This is a genomic window from Rhizobacter sp. Root1238, from assembly GCF_001425825.1.
GTDB lineage: Bacteria > Pseudomonadota > Gammaproteobacteria > Burkholderiales > Burkholderiaceae_C > Rhizobacter.
Genome location: NZ_LMDM01000014.1, coordinates 50417 through 75194, shown reverse-complemented (window position 1 = coordinate 75194; position 24778 = coordinate 50417). Strand labels below are relative to the sequence as shown.

19 protein-coding genes are annotated in these 24778 nt (G+C 72.2%); 5 read left to right on the top strand and 14 right to left on the bottom strand.

The genetic code is table 11. The features are described 5' to 3' along the window. Window positions 1–25: 25 nt before the first annotated feature. From ASC98_RS13090 to ASC98_RS13070, 5 genes are all read right to left on the bottom strand, one after another. Complete coding sequence (locus ASC98_RS13090; protein WP_056807765.1) at window positions 26–1486, bottom strand: efflux transporter outer membrane subunit; 1461 nt, start codon at window positions 1484–1486, stop codon at window positions 26–28. Then, window positions 1483–2217 (bottom strand): CerR family C-terminal domain-containing protein, encoded by a 735-nt coding sequence (locus tag ASC98_RS13085; RefSeq protein WP_056807763.1) that lies wholly within the window; start codon window positions 2215–2217, stop codon window positions 1483–1485. The genes ASC98_RS13090 and ASC98_RS13085 overlap by 4 nt, the downstream gene beginning before the upstream one ends. A 56-nt stretch (window positions 2218–2273) precedes the next feature. Further along, window positions 2274–2465, bottom strand: coding sequence for a helix-turn-helix transcriptional regulator (locus ASC98_RS13080; RefSeq protein WP_056807761.1), 192 nt, complete (start codon window positions 2463–2465; stop codon window positions 2274–2276). Window positions 2466–2504: 39 nt separating this feature from the next. Continuing rightward, entirely contained in the window at window positions 2505–2900 is a 396-nt protein-coding gene (locus tag ASC98_RS13075) for a hypothetical protein (protein ID WP_056807759.1), read from the bottom strand. Between the two features lie 156 nt (window positions 2901–3056). Then, on the bottom strand, window positions 3057–4217 hold the full coding sequence (locus ASC98_RS13070; RefSeq protein WP_056807757.1) for a hypothetical protein: 1161 nt from the start codon (window positions 4215–4217) through the stop codon (window positions 3057–3059). Between the two features lie 173 nt (window positions 4218–4390). On the opposite strand from ASC98_RS13070, the gene ASC98_RS13065 reads away from it, so the two are divergent. Next, on the top strand, window positions 4391–5380 hold the full coding sequence (locus ASC98_RS13065) for a YafY family protein (RefSeq protein ID WP_056807755.1): 990 nt from the start codon (window positions 4391–4393) through the stop codon (window positions 5378–5380). A 3-nt stretch (window positions 5381–5383) separates the two neighbouring features. Here ASC98_RS13065 and ASC98_RS13060 read toward each other — a convergent pair whose 3' ends face one another. Next, window positions 5384–7228, bottom strand: coding sequence for a diguanylate cyclase domain-containing protein (locus ASC98_RS13060; protein ID WP_056807753.1), 1845 nt, complete (start codon window positions 7226–7228; stop codon window positions 5384–5386). Between the two features lie 172 nt (window positions 7229–7400). Here ASC98_RS13060 and ASC98_RS13055 point away from each other — a divergent pair, with 172 nt between their 5' ends. From ASC98_RS13055 to ASC98_RS13040, 4 genes are all read left to right on the top strand, one after another. Continuing rightward, entirely contained in the window at window positions 7401–7682 is a 282-nt protein-coding gene (locus ASC98_RS13055; RefSeq protein WP_047593840.1) for a DUF427 domain-containing protein, read from the top strand. A gap of 105 nt (window positions 7683–7787) precedes the next feature. Next, a complete protein-coding gene (locus tag ASC98_RS13050; protein WP_056807750.1) occupies window positions 7788–8675 on the top strand; it encodes an amino acid ABC transporter substrate-binding protein in 888 nt (295 codons plus the stop codon). 38 nt (window positions 8676–8713) lie between these two features. Continuing rightward, on the top strand, window positions 8714–9493 hold the full coding sequence (locus ASC98_RS13045; RefSeq protein ID WP_056807747.1) for an aspartate/glutamate racemase family protein: 780 nt from the start codon (window positions 8714–8716) through the stop codon (window positions 9491–9493). Further along, a complete protein-coding gene (locus ASC98_RS13040) occupies window positions 9490–10758 on the top strand; it encodes a D-amino acid dehydrogenase (RefSeq protein ID WP_056807817.1) in 1269 nt (422 codons plus the stop codon). Before ASC98_RS13045 ends, ASC98_RS13040 begins: the two co-directional genes overlap by 4 nt. Here the strand turns inward: ASC98_RS13040 and ASC98_RS13035 are convergent. The 8 genes from ASC98_RS13035 to ASC98_RS13000 form a co-directional block, all read right to left on the bottom strand. Beyond that, on the bottom strand, window positions 10742–11632 hold the full coding sequence (locus ASC98_RS13035; protein WP_056807745.1) for a LysR family transcriptional regulator: 891 nt from the start codon (window positions 11630–11632) through the stop codon (window positions 10742–10744). The two genes, ASC98_RS13040 and ASC98_RS13035, sit on opposite strands and share 17 nt — an antisense overlap. A gap of 36 nt (window positions 11633–11668) precedes the next feature. After that, on the bottom strand, window positions 11669–12439 hold the full coding sequence (locus ASC98_RS13030; protein WP_056807743.1) for a YfaP family protein: 771 nt from the start codon (window positions 12437–12439) through the stop codon (window positions 11669–11671). Beyond that, complete coding sequence (locus ASC98_RS13025; RefSeq protein ID WP_056807741.1) at window positions 12436–14094, bottom strand: DUF2300 domain-containing protein; 1659 nt, start codon at window positions 14092–14094, stop codon at window positions 12436–12438. Before ASC98_RS13025 ends, ASC98_RS13030 begins: the two co-directional genes overlap by 4 nt. A 7-nt stretch (window positions 14095–14101) precedes the next feature. Beyond that, window positions 14102–18712 carry an alpha-2-macroglobulin gene (locus ASC98_RS13020; protein WP_056807739.1) on the bottom strand — a complete coding sequence of 1537 codons (4611 nt, stop codon included), beginning with the start codon at window positions 18710–18712 and terminating at the stop codon, window positions 14102–14104. Then, window positions 18709–19347 (bottom strand): DUF1175 family protein, encoded by a 639-nt coding sequence (locus tag ASC98_RS13015; protein WP_056807737.1) that lies wholly within the window; start codon window positions 19345–19347, stop codon window positions 18709–18711. Before ASC98_RS13015 ends, ASC98_RS13020 begins: the two co-directional genes overlap by 4 nt. Further along, on the bottom strand, window positions 19347–20969 hold the full coding sequence (locus ASC98_RS13010; protein WP_162249250.1) for a DUF2138 family protein: 1623 nt from the start codon (window positions 20967–20969) through the stop codon (window positions 19347–19349). The genes ASC98_RS13015 and ASC98_RS13010 overlap by 1 nt, the downstream gene beginning before the upstream one ends. A gap of 126 nt (window positions 20970–21095) precedes the next feature. Continuing rightward, window positions 21096–22697: a phosphatidylserine/phosphatidylglycerophosphate/cardiolipin synthase family protein gene (locus ASC98_RS13005; protein WP_056807733.1), complete on the bottom strand. Its 1602-nt coding sequence runs from the start codon at window positions 22695–22697 to the stop codon at window positions 21096–21098. Then, entirely contained in the window at window positions 22694–24757 is a 2064-nt protein-coding gene (locus tag ASC98_RS13000; RefSeq protein WP_056807731.1) for an NADPH-dependent 2,4-dienoyl-CoA reductase, read from the bottom strand. Before ASC98_RS13000 ends, ASC98_RS13005 begins: the two co-directional genes overlap by 4 nt. Between the last annotated feature and the right edge of the window lie 21 nt (window positions 24758–24778).

The window sequence follows — 24778 nt, the reverse complement described above, 5'->3', positions numbered from 1 at the left end:
GGTGGGCGTCAGCTGTGGAGCGTGTTCAGGGGGTGGCCTTCGTGGGGCCCGAGGGGTTGTCGGCCGGTGCGGCATCGGCCACCGGCGTGCCGGTGCGCCAGCCGCCGCCGAGCGCACGGTACAGCGTGATCCAGGCCGCGACGCGTTCGCGCTGCAGGTCGATCAGCGTGGCGTGCGCCTGCACCGCGCTGCGGCGGGCGTCTTCCAGTTCGAACAGGCTGGCCAGGCCGCCCTTGAAGCGGGCCTCGGTGGCGCGGAACGACTGCTCGAAGCCTTCGTCGGCGATGCGGGCGTTGTCGGTGCGTGCCGCGCTGCTGTCGAGCTGCACCAGCGCCTGCTCGACTTCCTGCACGGCCGTGCGCAGCTTCGCGCGGTACAGCGACGCGGCCTCGTCGTAACGGGCGCGGGCCGCGTCGACGTTGGCGCGGCGCACGCCGGCGTCGAAGATCGGCAGCGTGACCGCCAGCGGCCCGACCGACCAGACGGTGCCGCTTTGCGTGGCATCGCCGATGTCGACGCGGGTGCGCGAGATCGACCCGGCCAGCGTGACGCGCGGCAAGCGCTTCGGGCGGGCCTGCGACACCTCGGCGCTGGCCGCGCCGAGTTCGCGCGCCGCGTTGAACACATCGGGCCGCTGGGCGAGCACCTCGGCCGGCACGCTGTCGATCGCCAGCTCGGCCGGCTGCGGGATGCGGGCGGTTCCGGCGGCCAGCGTCGCGCGCAGCGTGGGCTCGTCGATCGCCGTCAGCGCGACCAGGCCCTTGATCGCGATGTCGCATTGCGCGCGCTGCGCGGTCAGCAGGCTCGCACCCTGTGCGGCACTGGCGCGCGACAGCGCCGCGGTGGCCGGCGGCTCGAAGCCGGCCTGCGCACTCAACCCGGTCAGGCGCGCGGTCTCGGCGCGCGAGCCGGCATCGGCTTCGGTCTGCACCAGCTGCGCCTCGCAGGCGCGCAGGCCCAGGTAGGCGTTCGCAGTCTCGGCGGCGACCGACACGCGGGCGTCGTGCCACGACGCTTCGGCGCCTTCGAGGCGGTACTGCGCTGCGTCGCGGCCGGCCCGGCCGGCACCGAACACGTCGATCTCCCAGGCCGTCTGCAGGCCCGCCGAGGTGGTGGTGGACAGCGGCGTGACGAAATCGGTGCGGCCGCGCGACGCGCTGGCGCTGGCATCGAGCGTCGGCAGCAGCGCCGCGCCGGCGCCGGTGCGCGTGGCCTGCGACTGCGCGAGGCGCGAGCGGGCGGTAGCGAGCGTCGGGCTGACGGCCTGCGCGGCGTCGATCAGCCGGGTCAGCACCGGGTCGTCGAACTGCTGCCACCAGCCGCTCAGGTCGGCGAGGCGGCCGTTGTGCGGCAGCGGGGCGTACCACTGCGCCGGCAGCAGCGCCGGATCGGCGGCCGGCTCGGGCGGCGCGCTCGCGCAGCCGGCCAGGGCGGCCACCGCGGCCAGCACGGCCGCGAGCAGCGCGCTGCGGGTCGGTGTCGTCATGTGTTGTCCTCTTTCTTGTCCACGCGTTGGTCGATGTTCTTGCGGGTTCTCTTGAGCGCCACGCGGCGCGCACCTTCGGCCCCGACCATCGCCAGCGCATACATCACGAGCCGCTCCGACCACCGATCGAGCGCACGCGGGTGGCTGTTCAGGCGCGGTGCCAGCGCATCGGTCACGTCCTGCGCGATCTGCAGGTGCACGCCGAGCGCCGCGATGCAGATCGCCAGCCGGTGCAGCTCGTCGTCGGCACGGCGCAACCCCAGGTGGCGCGCCAGCAGCGCGACCAGCGCCTCGTGGCGCGGCTTGATGCCGTTGACGATCTCGTCCTCCCAGACACCGGTCGGCTCCAGCATCTCGCGCACATGCAGGCGCATGCACTGCTGGGTCATGTCGCCGTGCTTCAGCGGCTCGAGGAAGCCGGCGTACAGGCCGTGCAATGCGTCGGGCAGCGTCATCGCCGGGTCGTCGTAGCGGGCGATGTCGTCGTGCGGCGTGCTCAGCGGGCCGGCGAACACGGCGCGGTACAACCCGGCCTTGTCGCCGAAGTAGTAGCTGATGGCCGCGATGTTGACCTGCGCGGCCTCGGCGATCTCGCGCGTGGAGGTCTTGTTGTAGCCGTGCTGCGCGAACAGCCGCAGCCCGGCCAGCAGCAGTCGCATGCGCGACTGCTCGCCGTCGCTGCGCGGTGCGCGCGAGGGTTCGCGGCTGGTCTCGGGGGGGTGGGCCGACATGGCCGGCACTCTATCAAATGAATCAAACGATTGATTTAGTTTTTAGGGGTGTCGAATCACGGGGCTTCGAAGATCTCCTCGATCGGCAACCCGAAGGTGCGCGCGATCTGGAAGGCCAGCGGCAGGCTCGGGTCGTAACGCTCGTTCTCGATCGCGTTGACCGTCTGGCGCGACACCTGCAGCCGCTCGGCCAGCTCGGTCTGCGACCAGCCGCGTTCGGCCCGCAGCGTCTTCAGGTGGTTCTTCAATTGTTCTTCACCTGTTCTTACCAGTCTCTTACCCGCTCCCTACCGATAGCGCCGGGCCGCGATCACGCCGCCGATCACCCACAGCCCCGCCATCACCGGCCACACGGTGAACATCGACAGCGGCCGCCAGCCGACCCCTTCGAGGAAGCCGTAGCTGAAGGTCAGCAGCGCGGTGCCGGCGAATGCGAAGCCGAGCGCTTCGAGCTGCACCCGCATCTGCAGTTCGTCGAGCCGGCGGAACTGCCGCAGGATCGCCCAGCAGGCGGCGATGCACGGCAGTGTCGGCAGCAGCGCCACCAGCGTGGCGGACGGGCCGTCGAAGTGGCCGGTCTTCAGCAGGAAGATCGACGTGCACAGCACCAGCGCGTAGACCAGCATCGCGGCACCGAGCTCGACCAGGTAGCGGCGGGGGATGGGCGAGAAGCATTTCAGCATTGGTGAGCCATGTAAAGGTTGCTTTACAGTCATCTTAGGCGCGAGGCCCGTCGATGTAAAGCATCTTTTACAGCTCGCTTCCTCGCCGTGCTTCCCGCCCACCCCTGCGGCTCCCCTCTTCCTCCCCGAGAACCGTTCTGCAGACCGTGGCGGCGCTCACTGCAGCGGCAGGCTCGCCTGGCGCGGGTCGCCGGCCGGCGGGAACGCGTCGGGCCGCAACCGGCGCGGCACGCCGCCGGCACTGCGGCGCATCAGCACCGCATGCGGCACGTAGCCGCGCGAATCGATCTGCCAGCCGTCGGTCGCCTGCTCGTCGCTGACGCATTCGATGCGCACCGTGCCGAGCTGCCGGGCGCTCGCGCGCTGCACCAGCGCCTCGCATTGGGCCGCCGTGAGCTGGCGCGCGAACAGCGTCCAGCGCTGCTGCACCAGCGGCTGGCGCCAGGCGTCTTCGATGGCCCAGCGCAGCGCCTGCGGCGTGCTGTTGCGGCCGGCTTCGAGCACGCGCGGCAGCAGCGCATGGAAGAAGGTCTGGAACGCGCGCCGCAGCAGCTTGCCCGGCAGCAGGTCTTCGAGCCGCGTCATGCGGTGGCTCCAGCCCGGGGTGGTGAGCTGCTGGCTGATGAAGGCCTGCAGCGCCTGCACCGGGTTGAACAGGCGCAGCCGGTTCGGCGGCAACACCAGCAGCGGCAACGCGCTGGCTTCTTCATGCGTCAGCGGTTCGACGAAGCTGCACAGCACCGCGACGCGCGACCACTGCTCGGCCGTCAGCCCGTTGAGCCCGCCGAGCGGCCCGCCTTCGATCAGCTTGACGAACTGCAGCGCGTCGCGATAGCCGTGCGCCGCCTTCGCATGGTTGGCCTTGGTGCTCATCACCGCCAGGTTGCCGGCGGCATAGCCGGCATCGCTGCGCACGCGGTCGACCGATGCGATCGCCGAGGCCGACTCGGTGCCGTCGGCCGTGTCGGACGACAGCGGCAGGCGGGTGACCGGGCAGTGGCTCACGTCGATCTGCTGCAGGTAGTGCGGCGTCACCTGCACCAGTTCGACGCTGCGGCCGCGCAGCCAGGCATGCAGCCGCAGCTGCAGCCACTTGCGCACCTGCGGCGTCGCCTGCAGCGTGCGCGGGCCGAAGGCCGCCTGGCCGGACAGCCAGCCGTTGCGCAGCGGCGAGGGTTCGTTGGCATACGGCGCCGGCGGCACGACGGCGTAGTGGCCGTAGTCCCAACCCAGTTCGAAGCCGATGTGCTCGTGCGCGGTCAGGCTGTTCGGCAGCGCCGGGGTCGGCAAGGCGGGGGTCGGCAGTTCGGTGGTCATCGTTCGGCTCCGTGGGTTCCGCTGCGCGATGCAGCGATGGAGCGAAGTGTTGCGGCCCGGTGGCTCACCAGATGAGCCACCGGGTCGCGTGGCCCCGAAAAGACATCCAGGTATGCTCGCGCGGCTGGCTCATCTGGTGAGCCACCCGACTGCTATTCGCCACTCGCCCCGCCATGGACCGCACCGAACGCTTCTACAAGATCGAACTGCTGCTGCGCAGCCGCGGCTGCGTCGGCTTCGACGCGCTGCTCGAGGAGCTCGACATCTCTCCCGCCACGCTGAAGCGCGACCTGCAGTACCTGCGCGACCGGCTCAGCGCGCCGATCGTCTACGACCGTTTCGAGAACGGCTACCGCTTCGAGCAGGGCGACACCCATGCGCTGCCGGGCGCGCGCCACGAGCTGCCGGGCGTCTGGTTCAGCGAGAAGGAGATCCATGCGCTGCTGACGATGCACCAGCTGATGGCCGGGCTCGATGACGACGGCGTGCTGTCGCGCCACCTGCAGCCGATGGTCGACAAGCTGCAGGGCATGCTGGGCGCCGACGAGAGCGAGGCGCGCGAACTGATGCGGCGCGTCAAGATGATCGCCACCGCGCGCCGCCGCACGCCGAGCCGCCATTTCGAGCTGCTGGGCAGCGCGCTGGTGCAGCGCAAGCGCATCTGGCTGCGCTACTTCAAGCGCACCGACCGCAGCACCAGCGAGCGCGAGGTCTCGCCGCAGCGGCTGGTGAACTACCGCAACACCTGGTACCTCGACGCCTGGTGCCATGCGAGCGACGGCCTGCGCCGCTTCGCGCTCGATGCGGTGCAGGAGGCGCGGCCGCTCGAGACGCGCGCCCGCCATGTCGCGGTGAAGGACCTCGAGGCCGAGCTCGACGCCGGCTACGGCATCTACAGCGGCACCGGCAGCAAGCTGAAGTGGGCGACGCTGGTGTTCCAGGCCGATGCGGCCCAGTGGGTCGCGAACGAAGAGTGGCATCCGCAGCAGAAGGCACGCTGGCTGGACGATGGCCGCTACGAACTGCAGGTGCCGTACAGCGACCCGACCGAGCTGACGATGGACATCCTGCGCCACGGCGACAGCGTCGTCGTGACCGGCGACAAGGCGCTCGCGGCGAGCATCGCGTCGCGGCTCGCGAAGGCCGCGGCGCGGTATGCGTAGCGTCTACAGCAACGACAGCTGGAAGGTGTTGCGCCCGGCCGTCTTCGCCGCATAGAGCGCCCCGTCGGCCCGCGCCAGCAGCGCGGCCGGGTCGAGGTTGCCGTGCCGGTGGAACGCGACGCCGATGCTGGTCGTCACGACCAGCACCTGGCCGTCGACCTCGAACGGCCGGTTCATCTGCGCGACGATCTTCTGCGCCACCGCGGTCGGCTCCACGTCGGTGCCCAGCCCTTCGAGCACGATCACGAACTCGTCGCCGGCCAGCCGCGCGACGGTGTCGGTCGCCCGCACGCTGCCGCGCAGCCGGCTGGCGAACTCCTTCAGCACGCGGTCGCCGGTGCCATGGCCGAACCGGTCGTTGATGTCCTTGAAGCGGTCGACGTCGAGGAACATCAGCGCCAGCAGGTCGCCGCTGCGCTCGGCGCGCGCCAGCGCCTCCTGCAGGCGCTCGTTCAGCGCGTGGCGGTTCGGCAGCCCGGTCAGCGCGTCGACGCGGGCCAGCGCCGACAACTGCCGCTCCACCGCCTTCTGCGCCGACACGTCGCTGCTGAGCGCGTACAGCCCGCGGATGCGCCCGTCGCGCGCGCGGTCGGGGATGTAGACGTTGTGCAGACAGCGGGCCTCGCCGCGCACCGGCGTCTCGACATCGAACTCGACGCGCTCGCCGGCCAGCGCCCGCTCCACCTCGGCGCGGCGCGCCTCGTACATCGCCGGCCCGAGCACCTCGGCCATCGGGCGGCCGACCTGGGCCGCCGGGTCGAGGCCGAGCCAGCTGTCGAAGGTCGCGTTGCAGAACTGGAAGCACTGCGCGGTGTCGATGTAGGCGACCAGCGCCGGCAGGTTGTCGGCGACTTCGCGCAGCCGGCGGTCGGCGAGCTGGCGTTGCCGCTCGCTACGGCGCAGCCGCTGCACCAGCCCGCTCAACGCGCCGAAGACGGCCAGCAGCACCGCGGTCGCCACCGCGGCGATCGCCAGTTCGGCGCTGCGGCGCGCCTCGTGCTCGGCCAGCACCTCCGCTTCGGCCAGCCCGGTGAACACGACGAAGGGCCGGTCGGCGAGCTGCTTGTAGGCCAGCAGGCGCGGCACGTCGTCGAGCCGGCTGGTCGCGCGGTAGGTGCCCTCGGGGGCGCGCGCCAGTTCGTGGACCAGGAAGTTGTTGCCGGCGGTCTCGCCGAACCACAGGCAGTCGCCGGAGCGCCGCGCCCGCACCGTCCAGTCGAGTCCGACGAAGCTGATGACGCCCTGGCGGCCGAGCTGCTGCTCGTCGTAGAAGCGGGTGAAGTACGACGGGTCGGTCAGCACCACCACGACGCCGGCGAACGCGCCCTGCGCGGTCTGCAGCCGCCGGCTCAGCTGGATCGTCCAGGCCTGGCTGACGCGGCTGACCAGCGGCTTGCTGATGTAGAGCCCGGGCGTCTTCCCGTCGACGTGCACCTTGAAGTGCTCGCGGTCGGCCACGCTGAGCCCGACGCCCTGCCCGGTCGATGCGATCACGCTGCCGGCGGCGTCCGTCACGTACAGCGCGACCAGCCCCGGCTGGCGGGCGAGCCCCTGGCGCAGCAGGCCCGGCAGGTCGACATCGTGCCCGCCGCGCTGCTCGACGTTGTAAGCGACGAAGCCGCCGATCTGGTCGAACTGCGACAGCGCGCGCTCGGTGTACTCCTCGAACGCGCGGTTCAGGCTGCGCGCCTTCGCGTACGCGTCGGCCACCACGCGGGCGCGCTCGGCCTCCAGGCCGTGCAGCACGAAGGCCCACATGAAAACGATCACCAGAACGCCGATGGCCGGCAGGCCCCAGCCGATCCAGGCCAGGCTGCGTCGGCGGGAACGGGCCTGCGCCGTGAGCATGTTCAACGACTCTCTTTCGGGATGGTGTCGTCCCCCCAGGCGGGCCGATCGAGCGACCGCACTCACGATAAGCCCAAACGGCCTTGGCGCAACAGCGGGCTTTTCCTTCAGTCGAGGGGGTCGGCAGGGCCGCCGCTACCATCGTCGGCGTCGGCAACACGAGAGGAATGCGATGAAAGCAGTGTGGAACGGCGTGACCATCGCCGAGAGCGACGACACGGTGGTCGTCGAGGGCAACCACTATTTTCCGGAGAGCAGCCTGAAGCGCGAGTACGTCAGCTTCAGCAACCACCGCACCAGCTGCCCGTGGAAGGGGCAGGCGCACTACTACAGCCTGCTGGTGAACGGCGAGGCGAACCCGGACGCCGTCTGGTACTACCCCGAACCGAGCGAGGCGGCCGCGCAGATCAAGGGCCGGGTCGCGTTCTGGAAGGGCGTGCAGGTCGAGCGCTGATCCTCCATAAGGCGGGCTGATGGGGCCCGGGGAAGATCCGATGGCCCACCCGGCACGAAGCTCGCTAGCATCCTCGCACCGCAACCGCTGTTCGAGGACCCACCCATGTCGCTGCGTTCCCTCCGTGCACTGTCCCTCCTGGCCTGCGCGCTCCCGCTGCTCGCGGCCGCCCAGACCACGCTCGAGAAGGTCAAGCAGAGCGGCGTGATCGGCGTCGCGTACCGCGAGTCGTCGATCCCGTTCTCGTACCTCGACGACAAGGCGCAGCCGGTCGGCTTCGGCGTCGACATCTGCAACAAGGTGGTCGACGCGGTGAAGAAGGCCACCGGCCGCGCCGACCTGAAGGTGCAGCTGCAGGCCGTGACCTCGGCCAACCGGATCCCGCTGCTGCAGAACGGCACCATCGACATCGAGTGCGGTTCCACCACCAACAACAGCGAGCGCGGCAAGCAGGTCGCCTTCGCGACCAACTACTTCTACACCGGCACCCGCTTCCTGGTGAAGGCCGGCACGCCGGTGAAGTCGCTCGCCGACCTGGCCGGCAAGCCGGTCGTGTCGACCACCGGCACCACCAACTACAAGATCCTGCGCAACCTGAACGAAGAGAAGAAGCTCGGCATCGAGCTGCTCGGTGCGAAGGACCATGCCGAGTCGGCGCTGATGGTGCAGACCGGCCGCGCGCTCGCGTTCGGCATGGACGACATCCTGCTGTACGGCCTGAAGGCGAGCGCCGCCAACCCGGCCGAGCTGGCGGTGGTCGGCGACGCGATCCAGGTGGAGCCGTACGCCATCATGGTGCGTCGCGAGGACCCGGCCTTCAAGAAGCTGGTCGACGACACGATCGCCGGGCTGATCCAGAGCGGCGAGTTCGAGGCGCTCTACAAGAAGTGGTTCCAGTCGCCGATCCCGCCGAAGGGCATCAACCTGCAGGCGCCGATGAGCCAGGAACTGCGCGACAACCTGAAGGCGCTGAGCGACAAGCCGGCGACCTGAGCGGCCCCGCCCTCTTCCCTCCTCGACAAGACACAGCGATGAACGATGCAGCGTGCGGTGCACGCGGCACGGGCCTGCCCACGCCCGCCCCCGGCCTGGTCGGCGTGCTCGGCGGCATGGGCCCGCTCGCGACGCTCGACTTCCTGCACAAGGTGCTGGCCGCGACGCCGGCGCAATGCGACCAGGACCACGTGCCGATGATCGTCAGCAGCATTCCGCAGGTGCCCGACCGCACCGCGGCCTTCCGCGGCGAAGGCGAATCGCCGCTGCCGGCGCTGCGCGCCTGCGGCGAGCGGCTGGCGGCCGCCGGTGCCGGGCTGGTGGTGCTGCCGTGCAACACCGCGCACCTGTGGTTCGATGCGCTGCAATCGGCGCTCGGGTTGCCGATGCTGCACCTGGCCGACGCCGCGCTGGCGGAGCTGGCGCGGCGCGCGCCCGGCGCCCGCGTCGGGCTGCTGGCCACCGATGCGACGCTGGCCTCGGGCCTGTACCTGAACCGCCCGCCGCGGCACCCCCATCCGCCGCAGTGGGTGCTGCCGACCGCGCCCGAGATGCTCGACTGGGTGATGCCCGGCATCGCCGCGGTGAAGGCCGGCACGCCGGCGCTCGGCCGCCGCCTGCTGCTGCAGGCCGCGCAGGCCTTGCAGCGGCGCGGTGCCGACGCGCTGCTGCTCGGCTGCACCGAGCTGCCGCTGGTGCTCGACGAAGCGGCACTCGGCCTGCCGGTGATCGATGCGACCGATGCGCTGGCGCGCGCCGTCGTCGCGTGGTCGCAGGCGCAGCGCGCGATGGACGCGGGCGCGGCGGTGCCCGCATGACGCACGTCTGCGTGATCGGTGCCGGCGTGGTCGGCAGCGCCACCGCGATGGCCCTGGCGCACGAGGGCTTCCAGGTGACGCTGGTCGACGCCGCCGACCGCCCCGGCCAGGGCGCGAGCCGCGCCAACGGGGCGCAGCTCAGCTACAGCTATGTCGAGCCGCTCGCGACGCCGGCCGCGCTGCGCGCGCTGCCGGGCTGGCTGCTGTCGCGCGACAGCCCGCTGTCGTGGCAGCCGCGCTGGCAGCTGTCGCACTGGCGCTGGCTGGCCGCGTTCATCGGCGCCTGCACGCAGGCGCGCGTGCAGCAGACCACCGAGGCGCTGCTGCGCCTGTCGTTCCTGAGCCGCGACGTGCTGGCCCGCTGGCAACGCGAAGCCCCGGCCGAGCGACCGCTCGGCGTGCAGGTCCGCCAGGCTGGCAAGCTGGTGATCCACCGCGAGGCCGGCAAGCGCAAGGCGGCGCAGCGGCAGGTCGCCTGGCAGGCCCGGTTCGGCTGCCGGCAGCGCGTGCTGGACGCCGACGCGTGCCGGCAGCAGGAGCCGGCGCTGGCGCACGACCGCGCGCCGATCGCCTTCGGCGTCTGGACGCCCGACGAGGCCGTCACCGACGCGCAGCAGCTGAGCCATGCGCTGGCCGAGGCGAGCGGCGCGCGCTGGCGGATGGACACGCGCGTCGTCGGGTTCGTGCAGCGCGACGGCCGCGTGCACGCGTTGCGCTGCACCAATGCCGGCGGTGCGGAGCGCGAGATCGAGGCCGACGCCTTCGTCGTGTCGGCCGGCCCCGGCGCGGCCGCGCTGCTGAAGCCGCTCGGCGTGCACCTGCCGATCGAGCCGATCAAGGGCTACAGCATCAGCCTGCAGATCGCGAACGCCGCGCGGGCGCCGCAGGTCAGCGTGACCGATGCGGCGCGCAAGCTGGTCTACGCGCGGCTGGGCGAGCGCGTGCGCGTGGCAGGTTTCGCCGAGCTGCGCGGTGCCGACCTGCGCATCGGTCCGCGCCGCATCGAGGCCATGCTGCAGGCGGCGACGGAGACCTTCCCCGGCGCGTTCCTGACCGGCGACCCCGAGCCCTGGGCCGGCCTGCGCCCGGCCACGCCGAGCTCGCGCCCGTTGATCGGCGCGACGCGCCTCGGCGGGCTGTGGCTGAACACCGGTCATGGCGCGCTCGGGCTGACGCTCGCGTGCGGCAGCGCGTGGCTGCTGTCGCAGCTGATGCAGGGCCGCACGCCGTCGATCGACGCGGCGCCGTTCAGGCTGCAGGGCTGACGACGCGGCGGAACGCGTCGATCAGGTCGTCGGCCGGCTGCGGCGACCGCTCGCCCTGCGGCAGCAGCGCGCTGATGCTGACCGGCACCTCGGGCACCAGCGTGCGCACCTGCAGCGTGTCGTCGGCGGCCGCGGCGGTGAACGAATCGATCAGCGCCGGACCGAAGCCCTGCGCCGCCAGCGTCATCGCGATGTGGTGCGTCTGCACCGTGATGCCGCCTTCGGGCGCGAGGCCTTCGCGGGCGCATTGCTCGGCCAGCATCGCGCCGATGGGGTCGCGCTCGTCGATGCGGATGAAGCTGCTGCGCAGCACCTCGGCGAGTTCGATGGTGCTGCGCCGGTCGCCGCTGCGGGCCGGCGTGGCAAGAGACACGCACACCATGCGGCCCTGCGCCACCGGCACCTGCTGCACCGCCGGGTGCGGGCTGGGGCCGAACACGATGCCGACATCGCCCTCCTGCAGCGCGATGGCCTGCGCGATCTCCGGCGAATGCAGCGTGCGGATCGCGACCGGCACCGCCGGATGGCGCCGGCGGAACAACGTGAGCGCCTGCGGCAGCGCATGCACCGCGAGCGACGGCACGACCAGGATGCGCAGCGCAGCCTGCTGGCCGCCGCGCAGCGCCCCGGCCAGCCGCCGCACCGATTCGAGCTGCGAGACCAGCCGCTGCACCTCGGGGTACAGCGCCTGCGCCTCGCGCGTCGGCACCAGCCGGTTGCGCTGGCGGGTGAAGAGCGCGTAGCCGAGTTGCAGCTCGGCATGCTGCAGTGTCTGCGTGACCGCCGGCTGCGTCACGTGCAGCAGCCGTGCGGCGCCGCTGACGGTGCCGGTCAGCATGATCGCGTTGAAGACTTCGACGTGCTTGATGCGCATGGCGCCGGCAGTATCACCGCATGCCCGGCCAGCGCGTCACGGCACCAGGAACGACCGCACCAGCGTCAGCTCGCCCGGCTTGCGCAGCGGCACGCGGAACACCTGCTGCTTCTCGCGCGGCGTGCCTTCGTCCTCGACGATCGCGACCTGCGCGGTGGTGATCACGTCGCGCCGCTCGCCGGCCCCGTAGTAGTTGACGAACACGTGGTACGCGCCGCGCACCGGGCTGGGCGTCGCGAAGATCTCGGGGCCGAAGCCGGTCGTCACGTCGACGTCGAGCGCGCCGCCGTTGCCGGCCACCCGCGCGCCGTAGAACACATGCTCGCCGTCGGGCGAGACGACGTGCAGGTCGAGGTCGGTGTTGTCGCTGTCCCAGCTCAGCACCACGCGCAGCCGCGTCGGCACGCGGCCGGCCTGCGCTTCGTAGAACTGGGTGCGCTTGCCGGCGCCGCCGCCGGGCGAGCGCACCTCAACGCCGTGGCTGCCGCTGCCGAACGACCAGGGTCGCGCGAAGCCGCCGTCTTCGTCGGTCGACAAGGGCATCGCGACGCCGTCCACCACCAGCCGCGCCGGCTGGCGTGCACCGTCGGCACCGGTCTTCGCGGCAGCACCGATGTGGCCGCGGATCAGCGCCGTGGCCGAGCGGCCGTTCACGTTGACGCTCGCGGCCGGGTAGTGCACCTCCTGCACGAAATCGCGCTGGCGCGGCGGCGCGCTGCGCCAGCCGGAGGTCGGTGTGTCGATCGCGGACTGCGCCGCGGCGCCGGTGGCGGCCGCGGCCATGAGCAGGGGAAGGAGCTTCTTCATGAGTCGGCCAATCGCTGTGCGAGTTGTTCGATGTAGGCCTCGTCCTGTCCGCGCGGATGGTCGCGGAAGGCGAGGTGCAGGTATTCGTGGATCAGGGTCACGCGGCCTTCGCGGCTCAGCCATTCGCGCACGCGGATCTCGAGCCGCCGCTGGTCGGAGTGCGGCGTGCCCATCGCGAGCCGGCACACGCGCAGTTCGGCGCCGAGCGCCTGGTAGCCGGCCTCGCGGCGCAGCAGCTCGCGCCAGCGCTGCTGGCGCTGCAGCAGCCAGGCGTGCGCCTGCGGCAGCGCTTCGCAGTCGGCGCCGGCCTGCGCGCCGGTGAGCGTCATGCCGGGCCAGGTGGCGCGCAGGATGGTCTCGAAGCCGTCGCCGCGCCGGCTCGCCGCCACCGCGGCCTGCCACGACAGCACGCCCGGCGAGGCCTGGTCGAGGTGGTAGCGCACTTCGGCACCGCTGATCACCAGGCCGTCGGTGAAGGCGGCCGCGGCGCGCGCCGCCTCGCTGGGCGGGTTCGGGCTGACGCGCTGCGTGCGGCTGTCGTCGGCGATCTGCCGGCAGGCCTCGGCCTGCGGCGCGTTCTGCAGCACGTAGCTGCGTGCGGCGATGGCCAGCGCACGGGCCGCCTCGAGCTCGGTCGCGCGGCCTTCGCGGTCGACGACGCGGGCCACATAGTCTTCGAGCGGCAGCCGTGCATCGATCACCGGGCCGTCGCGTTCCAGCCGCAGTTGCAGCGCCGGCAGCGCGTCGATCGGCAGCTGCGTGCCGTTGCGGAACACGACGCGGTGGCGGCCGTTCAACGCGCCGGCCGGTGCCGCGCTGCCATCGGCGCGCAGCACCGCCTGGATCGGGTAGCGCTGGAAGAAGCGCACGTCGATGCAGGGCTGGGCCGCCAGCGCGTCGGCATCGCCGCGCACGGCGGCGAGCCCGTGCGCCGACCATTGCCGCGCAATCCACGGCGCCTGGGCCTGGAGCGCAGTCCGGCTGGTGCCGGCCGCGCCGAACCAGAACGGCGTGCCGTCGGCCAGCCAGCCGGCCATGCCGCCGCTGCGCTCGCCGTCGACGCGCCACGACCAGGTCTTGAAGCGCGGCCCGCTGCCGAGCGCGGCCAGCACCGCAGCATCGCGCGTGGCCAGCGGCAGCAGCGCCTGCCGCGCCGCCAGCCGCGACGGCGCCGGCACCTGGCGCAGCGCCTGCAGCAGCTCGGGCACCGAGAGCTCGGTGCCGGGCTGCATCGCGTCCAGCCGCTGCAGCCAGGCCGGCGCGCCGCGGTCGCGCCAGAAGCGCGCCCAGTCGTCGGCCGGCAGCGCCAGCCGCTTCGGCTCGAAGTACGGGCCGCAGGAGCGCGCGAGCGCCTCGTCGCGGCCGATGGAGGCTCCCGGGTCGCAGCAGTAGTCGTCGTCCGGCAGGCGCTGCATCGCCTCGCAGCGGTAGGCCGGCTCCTGCACGCCGCGCGCCTCCAGGTAGCCGTGGACGAACAGCTTCCAGGTGCTGCCGAGCGGCGTGCGCGGCACCGACGCGAGCGCTTGCGCGCCCTCGCCGCTGCGCTGCAGCGCGATCACCTCGTCGCCCTGCAGCCAGGCCAGGCGCGTGGCCGGCGCGGCCTGCACGGTGCAGGCCGCGAACAGCGCGACGGCGGCGGCGAAGCGGGCGACCATGGGTGCTTCAGCGGACCTCGACCGTGGACCAGGCACCGCTGCCGTCGACGCCCTTGGCCTCCGGCTGGTACATGCGGTGCACCCGCGTCGGCGGCAGCTTGAACTGGCCGCGCTGCGCGAAGCGCACCAGGTGGCGCAGCGTGACCGTGCCGCCGGCCTCCAGCTTCTCGACCGGTACCGCATAGCCCTGCGGCGTCGGCTCGTGCTGCGCGCGCTCCAGCGGCTGGCCGTTCAGGTCCAGGCCCCAGGTGCTGGCCTCCACTGCCGCGCCGGGCGGCAGAGCCGCCTCGACCAGCGCCCAGCGCATCGCCTTCGGCGCACCGAGCTTGATCTGGTCCAGGTACAGCGTGTTGGTGTCCAGTGCCGTGCCGGGCGAGACCCGCTCCAGCGTGACGTTCATGCGTGCGCTGTCGGGAGACGCCTGTTGCCCCGCCGGCTGCGACGCGGCGGCCGGCTTCGGCGCCGTCACCACGCGCCACAGCGTGCGCTCGATCGTCACCGGCAGCACCGGCGCCTGCGCCTCGCTGCTGTCGTAGCTGACGTAGGCCCAGGCCGCCTTGCCGCCGGCCGGCACGGCCAGCGTGGCCGGCAGCGCCTCACCCGCGGGCAAGGTCCACACCACGTCGCCGCTGCTGCCCACGCTGCGCTGCCACGGTGCGGCCAGCGCCACATCGGAGACGGCGGCGTCCGGCTTGCGGCCGAGCGCGCGCTGCAACCACAGCAGCGTCTGCGAGCGGTCGAAGGTCGGCATGCCGGCACCCACCTGGCCCAGCAGCTCACCGGCCTTCTCGGTGCCACTGCGGCGCGTCGCCATCAGCAGCGACTGCACGAACGGAGACGGCGAGTCGCCGAGTCGCGCGGCGGCCGCATCGCCGGCCGCGCGCTGGTCGACCGTGACCGAGCCTTTCGCCCGCAGCGCGGTGTCGAGCGCCAGCACCAGCGCGATGTCGCGCGAACCGGCGGCGGCCCCCTCCGTCATCACCCAGCTGCCATCCCGCATCGAGACCGGCACCGGCGCGGCCGCCTGGGCGCCCAGTTCCTCGATCAGGCTCGCATTCATCGCGCCCACCGACAACCCCATCTCCTGCATCCACGACAGCACCAGTGCCCGCTGGATCCGCGGCAGCGCGCTGCCCTCCTTCGCATACACGTCGAGCAGGCGCTGCCAGTGCTCGTCCGGCAGGCTGGTGCGCAGCGCCTGCGTCGCGCGCCAATCGGCGTAGTAGGCATACGCGGTCATGAACGCGTCGTCGCTCATGCCGCGGCCCCACCAGCCGAAGCGCGCCTGCGGGCCGGCCATCTGCGCGAGCGACAGCCGCGCCGTCGACAGCCGCTGCGTCAGCTGAGGCGCCAGCGGCTGCTGGGCCGGCGACAGCGACTGCAGCGCGATCGACAGCGGCAGCATGCGGCTCGCCGTCTGCTCGACGCAGCCGTACGGGAAGTCGATCAGCTCCTCCATCCAGCGGTTGAAGGCACCGGCCGCCAGGTCCTGCGCGAAGGCCACGCGCACGCGGGTCGCGTCCGCCGGCAGCTTCAACGCGGCACTGCCGGTGCTGATGTCCAGCACCTGCTCGCGCGGCGCGCGCCAGGCCACCGGCAGGCGCTGCAGCGTGGTGTCGAGCTGGTCGACGACGCGGCCGTCCTGGCGCAGCACCAGGCTGACGCCGGCGGCACCGATGCGGTCGGCCGCGATCGGCAGCGCGATGAAGTTGATGCCCGGCTGCACGCTCAGCGTGTCCTTGCGCTCGACGCCGGCACCGCGCGCTTCCCATTCGACGCGCGCCGGCTGGCCGGTCTGGTTGAACAGCGCGATCGACGCCTGCGCGCGGTCGCCCTCGCGCTGCCAGTCGGGGCTGGTCCACTTGGCGTAGAACGGCTTGTCCGAGCGCACCCAGCCGACCTGCTGGCCGACCGCGCCGCCGGCCTGCATCGCGCGTGCGGTGATGCGCCAGCGCGTCAGCGAATCGGGCATGCGGAACGTGAAGCGCGCATGGCCGCTCGCATCGGTCGTCAGCTTCGGCTCCCAGGCCGCCGTGTCGACGTTGTCGCGGCGCGGCCGCTCCAGCACCTTCACCGCGCGCTCGTTCACCTGGCGCGACGACGGCAGCACGCCGAGCTTGCTGGTCGCGAGGTCGTAGCCGATGAAGGACAGGCTGGCGCTGGTGCGCACGTTGTTGCGGCGCGGGTGGTAGAAGAAGTCCTCGATCGACGGCGCGATCTCCGGCTGCAGCACGTAGATCATCTCGTCGACGACGCCGACCGCGACCTCGGCCGGCACCGGCTTGCCGCCGAGCCGCGTGTCGATGTCGACCGTGACCAGCTCGCCCGGCGCGTAGACCGGCTTGTCGGTGCGCAGCGCGAGCGCGACGCGCGGCTGCTCGACCAGCAGGCCCTGGTTCTGGAACACGTAGTCGCCGTTCTTCACGTAGGCGACCGACACCGTCATGTTCGGGCTCATCTCCTCGCGCACCGGCAGCGTCAGCTTCCATTGCGTCGGGCCGAGGCGCTCGCTCTTCACCCAGTCGACCGATTCGCCGAGCACCGCGGTCGCTTCGACGCGGTCGCGCTCCAGCGTCAGCAGCGCGTGGTCGATCGGCTCCGGAAAGCTCAGCAGCAGCTCGGCGGTGTCGCCGGCGCGGTAGGCGGCGCGGTTGAACACCATCGTGACGCTGCCGGCCGGCGCCTTCAGGCCGTCGCCGCTGACCCAGTGGCTGGCGGCGCCGACGAGGCGGCCCTTGTCATCGCGCAGCGACACGGTGTAGGCGCCGGGCTGCGGGAAGCGCAGGGTCAGCGCGTCGCCGGCCGCCGGCATGGCGCCCGATTCCTTCGCGCGGTTCTCCAGCCGCAGCCATTCCCAGCGCGCCGGGCGCGCCGCGTCGGCCGACGACTGCGCGCCGGCGCTGACGGTGAACGCGACCGGCTCGTCCGGCTTCGAGAACTGGCGGTCCGGCGTCAGCTTGTACGAACCGCTGCCGCGCTCGACCAGGATCTCCTTCGACGTGCGCACGCGCCAGGCCGCGCCATCGGTCGCGAGTGCCGTCAGGATGTAGCGGCTCGGCTGGTCGGCCGGCGGCAGCGAGAAGCTCGCGACGCCGCTGCCATCGGTCTGCAGCTCGTCCTGCGTCAGCTTCAGCGGGAACTGGCCGCCGTAGTCGAGCTCGCCTTCGACCATCGTCAGCTTCTGCGCGCGGGCCGTCAGGCTGACGCGGGCATGGGCGACCGGTTTGCCGTCCGGGTAGTTCAGCTGCAGCTTGCCGCTGACGCGCTCGCCGGTCGCGAAGCCGGGCTTGTCGGCCAGCAGCGTGATCTCGAAATGCGGCTTCTGGTAGTCGGCGACGCGGAAGGCCGCGGTGTAGACATCGTCGCCCATCGCGAGGCGCAGCTCGTAGCCGCCGGCCGCCGCGTTGTCGGGCAGCGCGAAGCGGGTGTCCGCGCCTTGCGTGCCGCTGAAGCGCAGCGATTGGGTCGCGATCACCTGGCCGGCCGGGTCGAGGGCCTGCAGTGCGAGCGGCCCGTCCTTCAGGCTCACCGATTCGCGCGCGCTGCGGAACTCGCGGCCGCTCACCTTCACCTGCACCCAGTCGCCGGGGCGGTACAGCGGGCGGTCGGTCACGGCATAGACCTTGGCCGCGTAGATCTCGCTGTCGTAATAGAAGTTCTCGGAGACGAAGACGCCGCCGGCCGGGTCTTCGCCGAACACGTAGGTCTGCTCGGGCGCCTTGCGGTCGAGCCGCACCAGGCCCTGGGCGTCGGCCGCGCCGCTCTTCAGCACGCCGATGCCGTCGGTCCACACCACGCGGGTCTTCGGCACCGCGGCGCCATTGCCGCGCTGCGCGGCCCACACCAGCATCTGCTCGCCCGACACCTTGGTCAGCGCGACGGTGTCGCTGACGAACAGCAGCGTCGTCGCGCGGTGCTGGCCGGCGATCGCCTCGACCAGGTACAGCCCCGGCGCGCGCTTGCCGATCGGCACCCAGACGTTGCCCTGCGACGGGTTGATGAACTCGCTGCTGCTGCCGGCGAGCTTCAGGTCCTTCGGCGGCTCGATCGGCCTGGCGGCCTCCACCGGGTAGCGGAAGCGCTCGATCACCGCGAGGCCGGCAATCGGCTTGAACTGCGGCGGCTCCTCGAAGCTCGACGGCTTCGTCAGCCCCTGCGGCGTCTTCAGCGCCGGCGCCTGCGCGGTGACGGCCTGGCGAGCCTCGCTGGAGAACAGCTTCTGCCACGCGAGGCGCGACTTGACGGCCCAGTTGTCCCACAGGTGGGTCAGCGTGTTCGACAGCCCCGGCTCGGCCGGCCGCGCATCGACCTGCACGCGGTGCAGGTTCTTCTGCCGCTGCAGGAAATCGAGCGGCTGCGGGATGCGGTAGACCAGCACGTCGACGCCGCCGGCCTGCTCGAGCATCTGCGGCGCGTTGACCTCGAGCCGCACCTTCGCGATGTCGGCACTGCCGAAGGTCGCGTCCGACAGCAGGAAGAACGGTTCGCCGGAGAACGGTGCCCAGGCATTCGGCAGCGGCACCGGGCCCGCGGGCGGCGCGGCGGGCGCCACCGGCGGCAGGGCGAGCAACGCGGCCAGAGCGAGGGCGGGCCAGGAAATCTTGGTCAAGGTCTTCATGCGAGGAACGCCAGTCGATGGACGCCCGAGAAGTTGGGGTTGTCGTCGGAAGGCCGCCAGCGCGTGTCCTTCCATCCGAGGAGCTGGTCGGCGCGCACCGCGCGCAGGCCGTTGTCGTGGGCTTCGATGCGGCCGGTGTGGTACGCGATGTAGCGTCCCATCCAGACCATCAGGTGCTGCTCGTCGCCGAAGTCGTAGAACAGCAGGTCGCCGGCCACCGCCTGCGTCAGCTGGCGCGCGACCGGGCGGGTGTTCTCCTGCACCAGCTCGAGCGCGCCGACGAAGGCATCGCGCGTACCGTCGGCCCGCCGCCACGCATGGCGCAGCGGCTGGGTGCTGCCGGTGTCGAGGTCGGCCGGCAGCCGCATGCCGAGCAGGCCGTTGGCGCGCCGCCAGGCCAGGTCGTGCTCGCGCAGCGATTCGGCGACCGCGAAGCGCACCAGGCCGGCGCAGTCGCGGTGCGTCCAGCGCGGCGTCGGGCCGCGCTCGATCTGCGCATGGATCAGCAGCGTCATCCAGTCGCGAAAGCGCTGCGACTGCGCGCGGTCGAGGCGCGCCGGCGCCGCCTGGCTGCCGGTCGCCAGCAGCGCACCGGCCAGCAGCAGCGTGCGCCGCGTGAAGGGAGCGCGCGACATCAGCGGGTCTTCGCGCCGGCCAACGGGAACGGCTGCCAGTCGAGCGCAACCCAGCCTTCGGCGTCCGGCTTGCCGGCCGCCACCGCGCGTGCCGTCGGCAGCTTGCCGAGCGCATCGAGGCGCGGCACCAGCTGGCGCTCGGCGGCGCGCCGGAACAGTTCCTGCTCCTGGGGCAGCACCTCGAAGGCCTCGCGCCGGGCCAGCTCGGCCGCCTGGCGTGGCGCGATCACCGCCAGCGTCGCCGGCCCGGCCGGCAGGCTGTCGGCCACGCTCGGGAAGCGGCGCGCCTGGGCATCGAGCGCCTGGTCGACCAGCGCATCGTCGGGCGAGAACGTCAGCCAGCGGCCCTGGCGGGCGAGCGTCGGCCGGTAGGTGGTGGCCGTCGCGTCGCCATGCGGGCCCCACGGTGCACGCACCTCGCGCTGCCAGCGCTGGGCGCCGGTGCGCGCGGCCGGTGTCAGTGCGGTCGACTTGGCCGGCAGCAGCCAGCCGCTCAGTGCGTCGAGCGAGGCCGACGGGTCGGCGGCGCCTTCGCGCAGCTGCGCGACGACGAGCGGCGTGTGGAAGTGCGAACGCGGGTACCAGCAGATCGCCGCCGGCCCGTCGAGCTGGTCGGCGAGCGCGGGCCAGCCGGGGGCGCCGGCGACCCCGCGGGCGCGCGTCCAGTCGGCCGGCAGCAGCGTGCAGGCCGCCGGGTTGGCCGGCAGCGCGGACCACAGCCCGCGGTCGGCCGGTGCGGCCGGCAGCGCCGCGAGGCCGTCGACGCGCAGCTGGGTCGCCAGCACCGCGCCGCCGGGCGCGATGTCGAAGCGCAAGGCCCGCAGGCCGGGGAAGAAATGCTGGTAGCCGAACGACATCAGCCGCGCGTCGGCGACGAGGGTGTGCCCGTTGCCGCTCTTGTCCACGTCACCGAGGCCGAAGCCGCGGCGGTACACAGCCTGCGCCTTCGCATCGGCCGACAGCAGCGCGGCGACGATGTCGCGCGAATGCGCATCGGCCTTGCGCTCGGCGTCGAACAGCAGGCCGGGGTCGCTCAGCACGACGACGCGGTTGCCCTGCGCGACCAGCGCCAGCGTGCGGCGCGACGACAGCGTCAACGCGTAGACCGGCAGCGTGTCGCCGTTGACGCGGATCGGGTCGATCACGCTGAACTGGCGGTCGTTGGTGGCGAGCGCAGCGGCGCCCTGCAGCGTGCGGGCCAGCACGCCGCGCGTCATCGCCATCACCCAATGGCGCGGCGCGCCCTTGGCATCGGTCCAGAACGCCATCTCGGCCGGTTCGTCGAGCGCCAGCGCGATCAGCTTGTCGCTGAGCGTGGTGTCGTGCTCGAACGCGATGCGCTTCAGCGCGCCCTGCAGGCCGAGCCGGCTTTCATGCTCCTCGTAGTAGAACGCGAAGTCTTCGGTCAGCACGTCGCGCAGCACCGGCGCCTTGATCAGGTCGCGCGGCAGCTTCGACAGCGCCGGCGTCGACACATAGGCCTGCGGATGCTCCAGGTCCACGTCCAGCGCATTGATGCTGCCGCCGTAGCGTCCCCAGCCGATCGTCGCGACGACGATCCCGCCGGCCACCAGCACCGCTGCGACGGCAATGCCGGCCCACTGCTTTCGATTCAATCCCACGGGTTCCCCCTCCCCCATCCGCGCCATGCTGTCGACGGCGCACGGGCGGCATCATCTCAGTGCCGCAAGCGGGATCGGTGATGGGGGCGTGAAATCAGCGTGAAATGCGGCCGCGGATTCCCGTGTTCACAACATTTCCTCCGGCGCGAACGGCGACAGCAGCTTCACCGTCAGCTTCAACCACAGGCTCGCCTCCGGTTCGCTGTTCAGCACCTGCGGCGCGCCGCCGGGCGGCGACAGTGTCCACAGCAGCCGGCCGTCCGGGTCGAGCGACAGGCGGTAGCTGTTGGCGCTGGCGACCTCGTCGTAGAGCTGCTGCATCTGGCGCGCGATCTCGGGGCTGTGCATCACGACGCCCATCTCGGTGTTCAGCCGGGCCGAGCGGGGGTCCATGTTCATCGAGCCGATCAGCACGTCGCGCTGGTCGATCACCAGCACCTTGGCGTGCAGCGAGGCCTGCGACGAGCCGAACGAGCCGACCTTGCTGCGCGGCAGGTCGAGGTGCACGCGCAGCTCGCGCAGGTCGACGCCGGCCTTCAGCATCTGCTCGCGGTAGCGCGCATAGCCGATGTGCACCGCCGGCGCATCGGTGGTGGCCAGCGAATTGGTCAGCACGCGCAGGCGCACGCCGCGCCGCTTCAGGTCCTCGATCAGCGCCATGCCGCGCGCGCCCGGCACGAAGTACGGCGAGATCAGCAGCACCTCATTGCGCGCGCCGCGCAGCAGGCCCTCGACGTCGTCGCTGATCACCTCGTGCGGGGCCGGCGGCGACTCTTCGGTGGCGGGTGCGCTGGCCTTGGTCGGCTTGTCGGCCAGCACCCGCGACGGCGCCCACACCAGCTTCAGCTGGTTGCGCGCCAGCTCGCTGCCGAGCGGCGACTTCGCGGCACGGGTGACGATCGCCGGCGCCGAGGCCGCCGCCTCGCCGGCCAGCGCGCTCGCCGGGTGGTCGGGCGCCGGGGCGTCGCCGGCCGGGGAGGACGTGGCTGAGGCCGCCGGCGCGGCGCCGGTCACCACGTCGATCGGGTAGGCCAGCGGGTCGTTCCAGAAACCGTCGAACACCTTCGACAGCGCACGCACCGCCGGCCCGGCCACCAGCACGTCGATGTCGAGGAAGTTGCTCTGCGCGCTCTGCACGAAGTAGGCGTCGCCGAGGTTGCGCCCGCCGGTCGCCGCGAGCGCGTTGTCGGCCACGAACATCTTGTTGTGCATGCGGTGGTTGATGCGGCCGACGTCGGTCAGCGAGGCCATCACGCGGCTCATCGTGGCCATGCGGCCGGACGGGAACGGGTTGTACAGCCGCACCTCGATGCGCGGGTGCTGCGTCAGGCGCATCAGTGCGTCGTCCTGCCCGGCGGTGTTCAGGTCGTCGAGCAGCAGCCGCACGCGCACGCCGCGGTCGGCGGCGGCCCGCACGCGCTGCATCAGCGCCCGCGACGATTCGTCGCTGTGGATCAGGTAGTACTGCAGGTCGAGCGTCTTCTGCGCGCGGTCGGCCAGCGCGGTCAGCGCGGCGAACGCGTCGTCGCCCGAGGCCAGCACCCGGAAGCCCGAGATGCCGGGCGCCGGCGCAGTGGCCGCGACCAGCTTGCCGAGCGCGGTGTTCTCCGGATCGGCCAGCGCCTGCACCGCCGGACGCGGCTGCGGCGGCGGCAGGCTGGCGCAACCGCCCAGCCCGGTGAGGCACAACAGGAAACTGACGAAGGCGGCGCGCAGCAGTCGGCTCATTCCAACGCCAGGGCAATCCGCGTGCCTTGGTCGATGGCCCTTTTCGCATCGAGTTCGGCCGCTTCGTCGGCGCCACCGATCAAGTCAGTGGCCACCCCCGACGCGCGCAGCGGCTCCAGCAGTTCGCGCAGCGGCACCTGGCCGGCGCACAGCACGATGGTGTCGCACTCGATCAGCTCGCCGTCGAGCCGCTTCTCGCCGTACGTCACGAACAAGCCCTGCGGCGTGATGCGCTCGTAGTTGACGCCGCCGATCATCTCGACCTGCTTCATCTGCAACGCCGCCCGGTGGATCCAGCCGGTCGTCTTGCCCAGGCCCTTGCCGAGCTTGCCGCTCTTGCGCTGCAGCAACACCACCTGCCGGGCCGGCGGCGCGGGCTGCGCCGGCACCACGCCGCCGCGCACCTCGGCCGGATCGGCCACGCCCCATTCGGCGCGCCACTCGGCCAGGTTCATCGTCGGCGAGTGCCCCGGCGGCGTCACGAGGAACTCCGCGACATCGAAGCCGATGCCGCCGGCGCCGATCACCGCCACCTTGTCGCCGACCGGCTTGCGCTGCAGCAGCACGTCGAGGTAGCTCAGCACCTGCGGCAGCTCCTGGCCGGGGATCTTCGGGTCGCGCGGCGTCACGCCGGTGGCGAGCAGCACGCGGTCGTAGTCGCCGGCCACCAGCAGGCCGGCCGTGGCCCGCGTGTTCAGGTGCAGCGCGACGCCGGCCGCCTGCAGCCGCTGGCCGAAGTAGCGCAACGTCTCGGAAAATTCCTCCTTGCCCGGCACGCGCTTCGCCAGGTTGAACTGGCCGCCGATCTCGGCCGCCGAATCGAACAGGTCGACCGCATGGCCGCGCTCGGCCAGCGTGCAGGCGGCCGCCAGCCCGGCCGGCCCGGCGCCCACCACCGCGACGCGGCGCCGTTGCCGCGCCGGCCGCTGCACCAGCACCGTCTCGCGCGCCGCACGCGGGTTGACCAGGCAGGTCGCGAGCTGCGCCTTGAAGGCGTGATCCAGGCAGGCCTGGTTGCAGGCGATGCAGGTGTTGATGGCCTCGGGCCTCCCGGCCGCCGCCTTGCGCACGAACTCCGGATCGGCCAGCAGCGGCCGCGCCAGGCTCACCAGGTCGGCGCAGCCGTCGGCCAGCAGCTGCTCGGCGACCTCGGGCGTGTTGATGCGGTTGCTGGTGACCAGCGGGATGCTCAACCCGGCGGCGCGAAGCTCGCGGCGCATCGTCTGCGTGACCGATGCGAACGCGCCGCGCGGCACGCTGGTGGCGATCGTCGGCACGCGCGCCTCGTGCCAGCCGATGCCGGTGTTCAGGATCGTCGCGCCGGCCTGCGTGACCGCCTTCGCGAGCGCGACCACCTCGGGCCAGCTGCTGCCGTCGGGGATCAGGTCGATCATCGACAGCCGGTAGATCACGATGAAATCCGGCCCGACCGCCTCGCGCACGCGGCGCACGATCTCGACCGGCAGCCGCATCCGGTTCTCGTACGAGCCGCCCCAGTCGTCGGTCCGGTGGTTGGTGTGCGTCACCAGGAACTGGTTGATCAGGTAGCCCTCGCTGCCCATGATCTCGACGCCGTCGTAGCCGGCCTCGCGCGCCAGCAGCGCGCAGCGCACGAAGGCGCGGATCTGCCGCTCGATGCCGCGCGCCGACAGCTCGCGCGGCGTGAACGGCGAGATCGGCGACTGGATGCGCGACGGCGCGACGCAGAACGGGTGGTAGCCGTAGCGCCCGGTGTGCAGGATCTGCAGCGCGATGCGGCCGCCTTCGGCCTGCACGGCCTTCGTCACCTCGCGGTGGCGGCGTGCCGCGCCGCTGCTGGCCAGCATGCCGGCGAACGGCTTGGTCCAGCCGGCGATGTTGGGCGCGAAGCCGCCGGTCACCATCAGCCCGACGCCACCGCGCGCACGCTCGGCGAAGAACGCGGCCATCGCCGGGAAGTGCTTGCGGCCGTCTTCCAGGCCGGTGTGCATGCTGCCCATCAGCACGCGGTTGCGCAGTGTCACGAAGCCGAGGTCGAGCGGGTCGAGAAGGTGCGGATAGGGGGGCGGAGTGGGGGTCATCGAGTGGGCACGAAGCGGTCG